Consider the following 14048-nt stretch of genomic DNA (forward strand, 5'->3'; position numbering starts at 1 on the left):
TAACTTGTCCGACGGCCCACCACCCAAGGCAAATGGCGCACTATGACCCTAACAACTACTTCTGCCAATGCGGTGCCCGAGTCGTCGATCCCCTCCCCCCTGCCCACGGGTGCCGCCCGGGACCTCGCGCCGTTGCGCAGTGTGCCCACGCAGCAATACCTGTACTACACCGAACCGGACATCCAACGCATCCTCGATAATCTCGATGGCCTGCGCGATCTGGTGTTTCCGCAGAACCTGCATGCCGAGGATGAGAACCAGCTGCGCCTGGAGCAGCAGTTCCCTTCGGTGTGCTTGATCGGCCTGGGCCGCTGTGGCTCGAACATCGCCCTTGACGTGGCCGAGCTGGTCTACAACGCCCGGACATTCTTCCTCAACGAGTTCAACAACGAGGATCGGCACAAAGGCGAAACTGGCTACAGCCCAGCGCGCTGGATCCGCCAGAACCTGCGTCTGGTACAGAACAAGGCCATGAAGCCGGTGTTTCTGGTGGAGCCGCTGGTGATGCTCGGTGACCTGGACAAGGACATTGCCGGGCGCATCCGCTTCTCCCGCCAAGGCGAGCGCGGTGGATTCTTGCGTGACTACAGCAAGATGAAAATCATGGATCTGTCCGAGGTCCACGCCGGCGGGGCCGGTAATGCGCCGATCCTAGGCCAGTACCTGGCCAAAATCATCCTCAACAAGGACACCCAGCGTTTCTCCAGCGCCGACTGGAAACTGATCCACTCGTACCTGATCGACTCCTGCGGCATCAAAGCCAACCAGTCGCGCCTGTATTTCTACATCTTCAGCGCCGGCGGCGGTACCGGCTCGGGCATGGCCTCGGAATTCGGCCTGGCCCAGCAGTACTCGTACATGAACAAGACCTTCGATACCAAGCCAGCCGACGAGAACGACGGCAAGAGCGGTCACTCGTTCGTCTTCGAACCGATCTTCACCAGCGGCATCTGCGTGCTGCCGAATATCTCCGACCACCGCAGCGAGATGTCCGAGGCATTGCACATCAATGCCGGGCGCCTGTTGTGCAAGTACCTGTCGGAAGAATGGGACTTCTCGTACAACTTCGATAACGAAGACAGCAGCGAAGCCAGCGTCATGGGGCGCATCCGCCCCTGGAATGCCATGATGCTCATCTCCAACGACATCATGCGCTACGCCGAGGAAAGCGACGACGGCACGATCCAGAACATCGACGTCAACGCCATGGAGAAGCACGCCAACCAGTACATCTCCCAGCAGATCTTCAACATCCTTACGGCCCAGGCCGTGACCACCGACTACGACCAGAACTACTTCCGTCGCGCCGGCATCGACATTGGCGAAACCATTCGCCTGGACGCCAACGACCTGTTCATGAGCCTGGCAGGCCCGGTCGCCATCGCCTATGCCGAGTCGGTGGTGCCGGAGCGCCCTGCGCCGGCTTCGGACAAGTTCAAGGTGTTCGAGAAAGAAAGCCCGCGGCTGGACATCGACGATCTGTTCTTCCGCTCCATCGACCTGCCGCACTTCAACAAGCAGACCCAAGCCATCGAAGGGATCAGCCTGCTGCCGATCGAATCGCGTCGCTACCGCGCGGCGCTCGAGCAATACCAAGCCTCCGGCTATGACGCCGCGGCCCTGCATGACCTGCACTTCTTCAAGAACTGCTCCTCGGTGGTGTCGATCGTGTCGCTGCCCAAGGACTACAAGCTGTCGTACATGGACCTGAACCGGCTCAAGACCCACCTCAACAGCCTGTTCCCCAATACCACGCTCAAGCGCTACGCGCTGGTCATCGGCGCCTCGGCGAATCTGTCGCTGACCACCCTGATCGCCAAGAGTCCGTGCCTGTCGGACGACTTCCTGACACTGATCGTGGCCTTCATCAAGCGCTGCTTCGCGCGTACCCCGTACCGCTTCGACGACACGCTGGACAACGCCATCCTCGAATTCATCACCAGCGAGCACTTCGCCGAAGAACGCATCGACGACCTGCTCAACGAGTTCGAAAACCCGGCCAAGATCCTCGACACCAACTGGTACGCGATCAAACCGATGTACGAGAAGAAGTACCGCGAGTTGATCAACGACAAGAGCCGCTTCGTCTCGATCAACGACATCCGCCTGTCACGCGAGTGCGTGAAGAAAGCAGTGAAATACCTGCGCGAGATCTTCCGCCACCGGATTGGCAAGACCCGGGTCATCTCTCTGAACAACCATACCGGGCGGGTAGATTACTAACGGACCGCTTGGGGCCGCGTCGCGGCCCATCGCAGGCTTGGCCAGCTCCAGGGATTCAACTGGCGCTGGCCAAGGCTGAAGCGGGATGTGCATTACGCATGCCGTAAACTGTTACCGCCACGCCGAACCACGGCGCCGTTGTTACTTGTTTCCACCTTACGTGAGCGTCAATGCGCACCCTTGTGGCGCGCTGTGCGTTTTTGCGCACTAAAAACGCCCGTGCTTATTCCGGTTTTTTTACCTGGATCACGATAAACGGCGAAACGACCACCGCCCAGATCTCTGGATCGCGGCTTTGCAGGTCCAGCGCCTGCTCTGCGGTGACGGGCGCCACAGTGCCATCATTGCGCCACTTGGCAAAGATCTCGCTGCGATTCTCGGCCATCGCCTCGGCAACAGCGATCAGGTCCAGGCTGGGGTCGACCCAAATCAGGTCACCTTTGGCCCAGAAACGCTCCAATGCTTTCCACTCGATGATTGCCGTCTCGCCGAGCAATTTGGCATAGAGGGTGCTTGCTTGATCAGTCATGGGTTCCTACCGGCAGAAATGTGGCATTTGAAAAGGCCGGCATTTTTGCAGAAAAACCCGGTTTCAAATACGTAAATTGGTCGATCAGTCCCGAAGTTGTGGGGTGGGGCCAAGGATGCAGGCAAAGTAATGGCGCTTTTCTGTATCTTTGTTTCGATCAGGCGACACCCGGAGAAAGTCGCGCTTTTCGCCCGCTTTTCAAGCGCTCGAAGGGCGCTCTACACTGTACCGGTACAGTTCCGGGACATGTTCCGGGGGAAGGTAGGCTTGCGACATGGCGTGGCCATGCCGGAGCCGCCCGATCTGTAGCCCTGGCCGCCAGGACTATAAGAATTACAACAGAATGAGTGGAGCACTATGATCAAGATTTCCAAGCTGTTCGCCGCAATGGTTCTGGCCGGGGTTGCCAGCCATTCGTTTGCCGCCGACACCATCAAGATTGGTATCGCCGGCCCTAAGACCGGTCCGGTCACCCAGTATGGCGACATGCAGTTCATCGGCGCGAAAAAAGCCATCGAGGACATCAACGCCAAAGGCGGTATCGACGGCAAGATGCTCGAGGCCAAGGAATACGACGACGCGTGCGACCCTAAACAGGCCGTTGCGGTCGCCAACAAAGTGGTCAACGATGGCGTCAAGTTCGTGGTCGGCCACCTGTGCTCCAGCTCCACTCAGCCTGCGTCGGATATCTACGAAGACGAAGGCGTGATCATGATCACCCCGGCTGCCACCAGCCCGGAAATCACCGCCCGTGGCTACAAGCTGATCTTCCGCACCATCGGCCTGGACAGCGCCCAGGGCCCTGCCGCCGGCAACTACATTGCCGACCACGTCAAACCGAAGGTCGTCGCGGTCCTGCACGACAAGCAGCAGTACGGCGAAGGCATCGCCACCGCGGTCAAGCAGACCCTGGAAGGCAAGAACGTCAAGGTCGCTGTCTTCGAAGGCCTGAACGCTGGTGACAAGGACTTCTCCTCGATCATCCAGAAGCTCAAGCAGAACAACGTCGACTTCGTCTACTACGGTGGCTATCACCCAGAACTGGGCCTGATCCTGCGCCAAGCCCAGGAAAAAGGCCTGAAAGCCAAGTTCATGGGTCCAGAAGGCGTCGGCAACGATTCCATCTCGCAGATTGCCCAGAATGCCTCCGAAGGCCTGCTGGTCACCCTGCCCAAGTCCTTCGACGCCGACCCTGCGAACAAGGCCATCGTCGACGGCATCAAGGCCAAGAACCAGGATCCGAGCGGCCCGTTCGTGTTCCCGGCTTACTCCGCCGTCCAGGTGATCGCTGACGGCATCAAGGCCGCCGGCACCAGCGACGACGCCGAGAAAGTCGCGGCCGAAATCCACAAAGGCACCTTCAAGACCCCGACCGGCGACCTGTCGTTCGACGACAAGGGCGACCTGAAGGACTTCAAGTTCGTGGTTTACGAATGGCACTTCGGCAAGCCGAAGACCGAAGTCTCCCCCCAGTAACAGCGTGACTAGCTAACCGAAAGCCCACTGTGTGAGCAGTGGGCTTTGTTTTACGAGGTTCATGGGCCCGATTCCCGCGATCCGGGAGGGGGTTCACCTGAAAATCTTAAAACCGTCACCCGCGGTTCCCTGGCCGTGCCTGTCATCGTTGCCAAGCCCACGATGCGGGACGGGTTCACCACCCGCCAGCGAATGCAAATCAGGTTTTTAGGAGCGCTGTAATGCCTGAGATCTACCATTTCTTCCAACAACTGGTTAATGGATTGACCATCGGCAGCACCTATGCCTTGATCGCCATCGGCTACACGATGGTGTACGGCATCATTGGCATGATCAACTTCGCCCACGGCGAGGTGTACATGATCGGTTCCTACGTGGCCTTCATCGCCCTTGCGGGCCTGGCCATGATGGGTATCCATTCGCTGCCGATCCTGATGACCGTCGCTTTCGTCGCGACGATCTTCGTCACCAGTGCCTATGGCTATAGCATCGAACGGGTCGCCTACCGGCCGCTGCGCAACAGCAACCGCCTGATCCCGCTGATCTCTGCCATCGGTATGTCGATCTTCCTGCAAAACACTGTCCTGCTTTCCCAGGACTCCAAGGACAAATCTATCCCCAACCTGATTCCGGGCGCTTTCTCGTTCGGGCCGGGCGGTGCGGAGGAAGTCCTGGTGTCCTACATGCAGATCCTGGTGTTCGTGGTCACATTGGTGGCCATGACCTGCCTGACCCTGTTCATCTCCCGTTCCCGTCTGGGGCGCGCCTGCCGTGCCTGCGCCGAGGACATCAAGATGGCCAACCTGCTGGGCATCAACACCAACAACATCATCGCCCTGACCTTCGTCATCGGCGCCGCGCTGGCGGCGGTGGCGGCCGTGCTGCTGAGCATGCAGTACGGGGTTATCAACCCCAACGCCGGCTTCTTGGTGGGCCTCAAAGCCTTCACCGCGGCGGTACTGGGCGGCATCGGCAGCATCCCGGGCGCCATGCTCGGCGGGCTGGTGCTGGGCGTGGCCGAAGCGTTTGGTGCCGATATCTTCGGCGACCAGTACAAGGACGTCGTGGCGTTCGGCTTGTTGGTTCTTGTCCTGCTGTTCCGGCCGACCGGCATCCTGGGCCGTCCGGAGGTTGAAAAAGTATGAACAGAAATCTCAAACAGGCGTTCTTCAGCGCCTTGCTGGTATGGGCGGTGGCCTTCCCGGTACTGGGCCTGAAACTGAGCATCGACGGCATCAGCCTGGCCGTGCACAGCCAGGGCTCGTTCACCATCAGCATCATCGCCGTGTGCTCGGTACTGATGTTCCTGCGCGTGTTGTTCGACAAGCAATGGAACTCGGTGATGGGCCGCCGCTCGGATCGCAAACTGATCCCTCCGGCCGTCAGCAACTACCTGACCCTGCCCAAAACCCAGCGCTATGTGATCATGGGTTTGATCGTCGCGGCGCTCGTATGGCCGTTCTTCGGCTCGCGCGGCGCGGTCGACATCGCCACACTGATCCTGATCTACGTGTTGCTGGGCCTTGGCCTGAACATCGTGGTCGGCTTGGCTGGACTGCTCGACCTGGGTTATGTCGGCTTCTACGCCGTCGGCGCCTACAGCTACGCCATGCTCTCGCACTATCTGGGCTGGAGCTTCTGGGTATGCTTGCCGATCGCCGGCTTGATGGCCGCCACGTTCGGCTTCCTGCTCGGTTTCCCGGTGCTGCGCCTACGCGGTGACTACCTGGCGATCGTGACCCTCGGCTTCGGCGAGATCATCCGCCTGTTCCTGCGTAACCTCACCGACTGGACCGGCGGCCCCAACGGCATCAGCAACATCCCCAAGCCGGAGTTCTTCGGCCTGACCTTCGAACGCCGCGCCGCCGAGGGAATGCAGACCTTCCATGAGTTCTTCGGCCTGCCGTACAACTCGATCAACAAGGTCATCTTCCTCTACCTGGTGGCCCTGCTGCTGGCGTTGCTGGCGCTGTTCGTCATCAACCGCCTGCTGCGCATGCCGATCGGCCGCGCCTGGGAAGCGTTGCGCGAGGACGAGATCGCCTGCCGTGCACTGGGCCTGAACCCGACCGTGATCAAGCTGTCGGCCTTCACCCTCGGCGCGTGCTTCGCAGGTTTCGCCGGAAGCTTCTTCGCCGCCCGTCAGGGTCTGGTGACACCGGAGTCGTTCACCTTCATCGAGTCGGCGATCATCCTCGCCATCGTCGTGCTGGGCGGCATGGGTTCGCAGCTGGGCGTGATCCTCGCGGCCATCGTGATGATCCTGCTGCCGGAGCTGATGCGTGAGTTCAGCGAGTACCGGATGTTGATGTTCGGTGCCCTGATGGTGTTGATGATGATCTGGCGTCCGCAAGGCCTTCTGCCTATGCAACGTCCCCATATGGAGCTGCGTCGATGAGCCGCGAAATTCTGCAAGTCAGCGGCCTGAGCATGCGCTTCGGCGGCTTGTTGGCGGTCAACGGCGTGGGCCTGACCGTCAAGGAGAAACAAGTGGTGGCGCTGATCGGCCCGAACGGCGCCGGCAAGACCACCGTCTTCAACTGCCTGACCGGCTTCTACAAGCCCAGCGGTGGCACCATCCTGCTCGACGGCCAGCCGATCCAGGGCTTGGCCGGCCATGAGATCGCTCGCAAAGGCGTGGTACGGACCTTCCAGAACGTGCGTCTGTTCAAGGAAATGACCGCCCTGGAAAACCTGCTGATCGCCCAGCACCGCCACCTGAACACCAACTTCTTCGCAGGCCTGTTCAAGACCCCGAGCTTCCGCCGCAGCGAGAAGGAGGCCATGGAGCGCGCACAGTACTGGCTGGAGAAGGTCAACCTGACCGAGTTCGCCAACCGTACCGCCGGCACCCTGGCCTACGGCCAGCAACGCCGGCTGGAGATCGCCCGCTGCATGATGACCCAGCCTCGGATCATCATGCTCGACGAACCAGCCGCCGGCCTGAACCCCAAGGAGACCGAGGACCTCAAGGCCCTGATCGCCTACCTGCGCGAATCCCATAACGTGACCGTGCTGCTGATCGAGCACGACATGAAACTGGTGATGAGCATTTCCGACCACATCGTGGTGATCAACCAGGGCACGCCCCTGGCCGATGGCACGCCGGAAGAAATTCGCGGCAACCCTGATGTGATCAAGGCCTACCTGGGGGAGGCGTAAATGCTGAAGTTCGAGAACGTTTCCACCTTCTACGGCAAGATCCAGGCGCTGCACAGCGTCAACGTGGAGATCAACCAGGGCGAGATCGTCACCTTGATCGGCGCCAACGGCGCCGGCAAATCCACCCTGCTGATGACCCTCTGCGGCTCGCCCCAGGCCCACAGCGGCAGCATCAAGTACCTGGGTGAGGAACTGGTCGGCCAGCCCTCCTCGCACATCATGCGCAAGAGCATCGCGGTGGTGCCGGAAGGCCGCCGTGTGTTCGCCCGCCTGACCGTGGAGGAGAACCTGGCAATGGGCGGTTTCTTCACCAACAAGGGCGATTACCAGGAGCAGTTGGACAAGGTTCTGCAGCTGTTCCCGCGCCTGAAGGAACGCTACGTACAGCGAGGCGGCACCATGTCCGGTGGCGAGCAGCAAATGCTGGCCATCGGCCGGGCGCTGATGAGCAAGCCCAAGCTGCTGCTGCTCGATGAGCCTTCGCTGGGCCTGGCGCCGATCATCATCCAGCAGATCTTCGACATCATCGAACAACTGCGCCGTGACGGCGTGACGGTGTTCCTGGTCGAGCAGAACGCCAACCAGGCGTTGAAGATCGCCGACCGCGCCTATGTGCTGGAGAACGGCAAGGTAGTGATGCAGGGTACCGGTGAAGCGCTGCTGGTCGACCCGAAGGTGCGCGACGCCTATCTGGGCGGCTGATCGACCTACGATTGAAAAAGGGCCTTCGGGCCCTTTTTTCATGCCTGTGTCCCGTCCTGAATAAGGTTTACACCTTTCCCCCGAGAATCTGGAGACCTCGATGGTGCATGGTGTGAAGCGAACACAGCGTGATTACTCGCTGACTTTTAAATTGGCTGTAGTGGATCAGGTCGAAAAAGGTGAATTGACCTGTACTCAGGCCCAGGAGCGGTACGGTATCCAGGGCAAATCTACAGTTCTGGTATGGTTGCGTAAGCATGGTCGGCAGGATTGGAGCCAAGGGGCGTCGATCCGGGCCGAGAGGAGCTTCGCGATGTCCGACCCCAAAACGCTCACTCCAGAGCAGCGGATCAAAGAGCTTGAGCAGCAGCTTGAGCTGATGAGCCAGAAGGCTCAGTTCTTTGAGACCGTCGTTGATGTCCTGAAGAATGACTACGGTGTATCGGTCGTAAAAAAGCGATCCGGCAAGTCCTCTCGCAAGGTCAAGTCGCAGGACTGAGCATTGCCAGGGCTTGTCAGTTTCTAGGCATTAGCCGGCAGGCTTATTACAAGCGCAATCGAGCTGCCGACAGTAAAGCTCATCAGGCAGATCGGGTTGTCGAGTTTGTTCAGAAAATCCGGATGCGTCAGCCGCGACTGGGAACACGGAAACTGCACTATCTGCTGCATTGCCAGCCTGATAAACGAGTCCAAGTTGGCCGAGACCGGCTGTTTGAGGTTTTGGGCGAGCGCCGCTTGCTGGTGCTGCCCAAGCGGGCGTATCACAAGACAACCCAAAGCTATCATCGCTTCTACCGTCATCCCAATCTTCTCAAAGCAGGCCCAAATCAGGTAGTTCCGTCAGGGCCAGAGCACGTCTGGGTGGCGGATATTACCTACCTGCCCTCCAGAAGCGGCCCGCTGTACCTGAGCCTGGTAACGGATGCATATTCCAGAAAGATTGTTGGCCATCATGTCCATGAAAGCCTACATGCCGAGTCGGTTGCACAAGCCTTTAGACAGGCCCTGCGCAAGCGGCGGCGCCACCAGCCGTTAGTCCATCACTCCGACCGCGGTATTCAATACTGCTCAGCGCTATACCAGTCGCTGCATACAAGGCACGGAGTTCATTGCTCGATGACTGACGGGTACGACTGCTACCAGAACGCTCTAGCCGAGCGCATCAACGGAATCCTCAAAACAGAGCTGTTGCTGAGTAACCCAGAAGATCTGGAGCAGGCACGGAAGATGGTTGATGAGGCCGTGCAGATCTATAACACGGAGCGGCCTCACATGGCCCTGAAACACAAAACGCCCGATGCGGTGCATCGGGCGTTTTGAGGCCTACCGGCCTACCTGAACAGGTGTAAACCTATTTCAGGACTAGACACTGAAAGGCAGGCGCCTCATCCACCGGGCATGCCCTCCCGTTTTACCCACGAACGAGCCGGCACAATCAACCCCACGCTTGTGATAGACGTCCAGCCTGAGTAACGTGGCCAGCTCTTTTGCAACGTTTTCGGAGCCCGCCCCATGCGTCTGACCCCTCCCCTGCTGCTCGTCACCCTGCTGCCGCTGTTCGCCGGCTGTCAGCTCATGGCGGACAAGCCGGTCGATCCGAATATCGGCACCACCCGCATGCAGGGCGAGCTGAGCGCCGGGGGCGGCCAGTTGCTGTTCAAACCCTGCAATGAAGCCCGCCGTTTCGTGGTCAGCGATGCTGCCGGCACCGGCATCCTGCAGGAGGCTGCCAATCTGGCCGACGACGCAGGCGACAAGCTGTTCGCCGATGTGCGCGGCAGCCTGACCGGCACCAAGCAGGCCAACAACGACGGCCGCCTGGAAGTGCAACGCCTGTATCGCCTCGAACCTTCCACACAGGCCTGCGAAGACCCCAACTTCAAGCAACTGACCCTGCGCGCCGACGGCCACGAGCCGGACTGGGCGATCAAGGCCAGCGGCAAGGGCATGGTGCTGGAGCGTGTCGGCAAGGACCCACTGCCTCTACCTTACCTGGAAGAGCAGATGCCTGGCGGTGGCTTGAGCCTGTCCAGCGAAGCCAACGGCCAACGCATCGAGCTGTGGGTCGCCCCGCAACGCTGCATCGATGGCGCCACCGGAGCTGTTCGCCATCTGCGCGCCGAGCTGCGTATCGATGGCCAGACACTGCAAGGCTGCGGCTACTACGGCGGTGCCCGCGACAACTGATCACCGGGGCGCTTTTATCCTCCAGTCAGGAAGGCTAACAGCTTATACTTGGCGGTTTGTGTAAAGCCGCCGGCCGCCCCATGGCCGGGATACTGGACCCTGCCATGCTACGAATCACCGAACTGAAGCTGCCCCTGGACCACTCCGATGAAGCCCTGCGTGACGCGATCGTCGAGCGCCTGGGCATCACCGATGAACAACTGCTCAGCTTCACCCTGTTCAAGCGCAGCTACGATGCCCGCAAGAAGAACAGCGAAATGCTGTTCATCTACACCATCGACCTGGAAGCGAGCAACGAAGCGCAACTGCTGCGCAAGTTCGCTGACGATCGCAACATCGGCGTTGCCCCCGATGTCAGCTACAAGTTCGTCGGTCATGCACCTACCGACCTGCAGGAACGGCCGATCGTGGTCGGCTTCGGCCCTTGCGGCATCTTCGCAGGCCTTTTGCTGGCGCAGATGGGCTTTCGCCCGATCATCCTGGAGCGTGGCAAGGAAGTACGCCAGCGCACCAAGGATACCTGGGGCCTGTGGCGCAAGAGCGTGCTCAACCCCGAGTCCAACGTCCAGTTCGGTGAAGGCGGCGCCGGCACCTTCTCCGACGGCAAGCTGTACAGCCAGATCAAGGATCCGAACCACCATGGCCGCAAGGTCCTGGAAGAATTCGTCAAGGCCGGTGCGCCAGAAGAAATCCTCTACATCAACAAACCGCACATCGGCACCTTCCGACTGACCGGCATGGTCGAGCAGATGCGTCAGGACATGATTGCCCTGGGCGCGGAAGTCCGCTTCGAGCAAAAGGTCACCGACCTGCTGATCGATGACGGTCAACTGACCGGCGTGGTCTTGGAGAGCGGCGAACAACTGCACTCGCGCCATGTGGTCCTGGCCTTGGGCCACAGTGCTCGCGATACCTTCCGCATGCTCCATGCCAAAGGCATCTACATGGAAGCCAAGCCGTTCTCGGTCGGCTTCCGCATCGAACACCCGCAGTCACTGATCGACAAGGCGCGCCTGGGTAAATATGCCGGGCACCCGAAGCTGGGCGCTGCCGACTACAAGCTGGTGCACCATGCCAAGAACGGCCGCTCGGTCTACAGCTTCTGCATGTGCCCGGGCGGCACCGTGGTCGCCGCCACCAGCGAGCCGGGCCGAGTGGTCACCAACGGCATGAGCCAGTACTCGCGTAACGAGCGCAACGCCAACTCCGGCATCGTTGTCGGCATCGATCCGGAGCGCGATTACCCGGGCGGCCCGCTGGCGGGTATCGAACTGCAGGAACGCCTAGAGTCCCATGCCTACGTGATGGGCGGCAGCAATTATCAGGCGCCTGCGCAGTTGGTAGGCGATTTCGTCGCCGGCCGTCCCTCTACTGAACTGGGCAGCGTTGAACCTTCCTACAAGCCAGGTGTGACCCTGGGCGACTTGGCGCCGAGCCTGCCGGACTTCGCCATCGAGGCCATCCGCGAAGCGCTGCCGGCGTTCGATCGCCAAATCAAGGGCTACAACCTGCACGACGCCGTGCTGACCGGCATCGAGACACGCACGTCCTCGCCGGTGCGTATCACGCGAGGTGCGGACTACCAAAGCCTCAACCTGAAGGGGTTGTTCCCGGCAGGTGAAGGCGCAGGCTATGCCGGCGGCATCCTTTCCGCAGGCGTCGATGGCATTCGTATCGCCGAAGCCGTGGCACGGGACATGCTCGGTCTCGATGCCTGACTCAAATGGAAACGAGGGCTGCAGCACAGCCCTCAACTGAGTTCAAAGATCAGAAAGAACCCTCACACCCGCCAGACTTTTTCCATCACCGTGTCCGGCAAAAGCCCTTTAGGCTTCGCAGATCGAGCCGTAAAAACCTATAACAAAAGCGCAGGGCGTTTTTGTTCCAATACCCCACGCCCCCACGCTAGGGTGTACGTCTTTTTCATCCGAGCCCGTTCATGGAGACCCGTCAGGCCGTGCGTACCCTCATTACCCGTTTTCTCCAGCTGGAGGCCGCCGGTGGCCTGCTACTGATCGCCGCGGCGGTCCTTGCCCTGATCATCAACAATTCTCCCCTTTCGTATCTGTATGGCGGCCTGCTCGACGTGCCGGTCGCCGTGCAGGTCGGCGCCCTGCAGATCGCCAAGCCTCTGCTGCTGTGGATCAACGATGGCCTGATGGCGCTGTTCTTCCTGCTGATCGGTCTGGAGGTCAAGCGCGAAGTCATCGAGGGACAGTTGTCCAAACCTTCCCAGGTGATCCTCCCGGCCACCGCAGCCATTGGCGGCATGGTGGTGCCCGCGCTGATCTATTGGCTGATCAACCGGGACAACCCGGCTGCCATCGCCGGCTGGGCCATTCCCACCGCCACCGATATCGCGTTCGCCCTGGGCGTGCTGGCGCTGCTCGGCAAGCGGGTACCGGTGTCGCTGAAACTGTTCCTGATGACCCTGGCGATCATCGACGACCTGGGCGCCATCGTCATCATCGCCCTGTTCTACTCCGGTACCCTGTCGAACGTTTCGCTGATGCTGGCGGGTGCTTGCCTGCTGACCCTGCTGGCGATGAACCGGCTGGGCGTGATCAAGCTGACACCCTACCTGCTGGTGGGCCTGATCCTCTGGGTCTGCGTGCTCAAGAGCGGCGTCCACGCGACCCTGGCCGGAGTGGCCCTGGCCCTGTGCATTCCACTGCGCACTCGCCACGCCGCCTCCTCGCCACTGCTGCGACTGGAGCACGCCCTGCATCCCTGGGTCGCCTATGCCATCCTGCCTCTGTTCGCCTTTGCCAATGCCGGTGTCTCTCTCGCGGGCATGAACCTGGACAGCTTCACTCATCCGGTTCCCATGGGTATCGCCGTCGGCCTGGTGTTGGGCAAGACGGTCGGCGTGTTCGGCCTGACTTGGCTTGCGGTCAAGCTGCGCCTGGCTGCGCTGCCTGCAGGCGCAAACTGGGGGCAGGTGCTGGGTGTTGCGACCCTGTGTGGCATCGGCTTCACCATGAGCTTGTTCGTCGGCTCCCTGGCCTTCGTACCTGGGGACAGCGAGTTCGCCGGCATGGACCGCATGGGCATCCTGACCGGCTCCCTGTTCGCGGCCCTGATCGGTTACGCAATGACTGCGATGGCCAGTCGCAAGCCCATCAACTGAACACTACGGCAATAAAAAACCCCGACCGGCGTAAACCGAGTCGGGGTTTTTCATTGCCACAGAACGATCAGTGCGTCACACGGCTAGTGCCATCGACGGTCATGATGCGCACGCGCTCACCCACACGGAAGATTTCGTTCTGCTGCACTTGCTGCACATAGGCACGCATGCTGCCATCGTCTTCACGAACGGTGATTTCCACACCCTGGGTGCGGGTCAGGCCTTCTTCGGCGGCGGAGCCTGCCAGGCCACCGGCCACGGCACCGATCACGGCGGCGACGATGCTGCCGCGACCGCCACCAATGGCGCTACCCGCCACGCCGCCGACCACGGCACCTGCACCACCACCGATAGGGGTCTTGGTGCCTTCGATTTTCACCGGACGCAGGGACTCGATGGTGCCCATACGCACGGTCTGTACGCGACGGGCCTCATCTCGGGAATAGCTGTCGCCGGTCAGACTGGAAGCACAACCGCCGAGCAGCAGCGACATGGTGGTGAAACTCGCCACCAGCAAAACGGATTTACGCATGGGAAACTCTCCATAAGTCAGGTGTCCATTAGACCCCGCGCGTTGATGACTGTCACGACACAGACGTTACAAATTTGCTTTTATTCAGCTGCAGTACAGCCTGCACA

At 60.5% G+C, this 14048-nt stretch carries 12 protein-coding genes; 10 read left to right on the plus strand and 2 right to left on the minus strand.

Features of this window, described 5'->3' with window-relative positions; translation table 11 throughout:
• The first annotated feature begins 42 nt into the window (after positions 1-42).
• A complete protein-coding gene (locus J5X93_RS20360; protein WP_043215121.1) occupies positions 43-2223 on the plus strand; it encodes a hypothetical protein in 2181 nt (726 codons plus the stop codon).
• 223 nt (positions 2224-2446) lie between these two features.
• Here the strand turns inward: J5X93_RS20360 and J5X93_RS20365 are convergent, their stop codons facing one another.
• Positions 2447-2752, minus strand: coding sequence for a DUF2288 domain-containing protein (locus tag J5X93_RS20365; RefSeq protein WP_043215123.1), 306 nt, complete (start codon positions 2750-2752; stop codon positions 2447-2449).
• 357 nt (positions 2753-3109) lie between these two features.
• Here J5X93_RS20365 and J5X93_RS20370 point away from each other — a divergent pair, with 357 nt between their 5' ends.
• The 9 genes from J5X93_RS20370 to nhaA all read left to right on the plus strand — a co-directional run bounded on the left by J5X93_RS20370 (position 3110) and on the right by nhaA (position 13409).
• Complete coding sequence (locus tag J5X93_RS20370; protein ID WP_043215128.1) at positions 3110-4228, plus strand: branched-chain amino acid ABC transporter substrate-binding protein; 1119 nt, start codon at positions 3110-3112, stop codon at positions 4226-4228.
• 221 nt (positions 4229-4449) lie between these two features.
• The gene (livH, locus tag J5X93_RS20375) at positions 4450-5373 is read left to right on the plus strand and encodes a high-affinity branched-chain amino acid ABC transporter permease LivH (RefSeq protein WP_043215131.1); all 924 of its coding nucleotides are present in this window, start codon (positions 4450-4452) and stop codon (positions 5371-5373) included.
• The gene (locus J5X93_RS20380; protein WP_043215133.1) at positions 5370-6626 is read left to right on the plus strand and encodes a high-affinity branched-chain amino acid ABC transporter permease LivM; all 1257 of its coding nucleotides are present in this window, start codon (positions 5370-5372) and stop codon (positions 6624-6626) included. Before livH ends, J5X93_RS20380 begins: the two co-directional genes overlap by 4 nt.
• Positions 6623-7390, plus strand: a complete 768-nt coding sequence (gene livG / locus J5X93_RS20385) for a high-affinity branched-chain amino acid ABC transporter ATP-binding protein LivG (protein WP_043215134.1) — start codon at positions 6623-6625, stop codon at positions 7388-7390. The genes J5X93_RS20380 and livG overlap by 4 nt, the downstream gene beginning before the upstream one ends.
• Positions 7391-8092: an ABC transporter ATP-binding protein gene (locus J5X93_RS20390; protein WP_043215137.1), complete on the plus strand. Its 702-nt coding sequence runs from the start codon at positions 7391-7393 to the stop codon at positions 8090-8092.
• A gap of 100 nt (positions 8093-8192) precedes the next feature.
• Positions 8193-9412, plus strand: a protein-coding gene (locus tag J5X93_RS20395; RefSeq protein WP_102081846.1) for an IS3 family transposase whose coding sequence is annotated in 2 segments (ribosomal slippage) — positions 8193-8541 and positions 8541-9412 — 1221 coding nt in all. Because the reading frame shifts where the segments join, the coding sequence is not laid out codon by codon here.
• A gap of 192 nt (positions 9413-9604) precedes the next feature.
• Positions 9605-10279, plus strand: a complete 675-nt coding sequence (locus tag J5X93_RS20400; RefSeq protein ID WP_102081845.1) for a COG3650 family protein — start codon at positions 9605-9607, stop codon at positions 10277-10279.
• Between the two features lie 104 nt (positions 10280-10383).
• Positions 10384-11997, plus strand: coding sequence for an NAD(P)/FAD-dependent oxidoreductase (locus tag J5X93_RS20405; RefSeq protein WP_043213115.1), 1614 nt, complete (start codon positions 10384-10386; stop codon positions 11995-11997).
• A 221-nt stretch (positions 11998-12218) separates the two neighbouring features.
• Positions 12219-13409, plus strand: coding sequence for a Na+/H+ antiporter NhaA (gene nhaA / locus J5X93_RS20410; protein WP_102081844.1), 1191 nt, complete (start codon positions 12219-12221; stop codon positions 13407-13409).
• A gap of 67 nt (positions 13410-13476) precedes the next feature.
• On the opposite strand, the gene J5X93_RS20415 is transcribed toward nhaA, so the two are convergent.
• Positions 13477-13941, minus strand: coding sequence for an outer membrane lipoprotein (locus tag J5X93_RS20415; protein ID WP_043213112.1), 465 nt, complete (start codon positions 13939-13941; stop codon positions 13477-13479).
• Positions 13942-14048 lie beyond the last annotated feature (107 nt).

The organism is Pseudomonas sp. BYT-1 (assembly GCF_023611805.1).
Taxonomy (GTDB): Bacteria; Pseudomonadota; Gammaproteobacteria; order Pseudomonadales; family Pseudomonadaceae; genus Aquipseudomonas; species Aquipseudomonas guariconensis.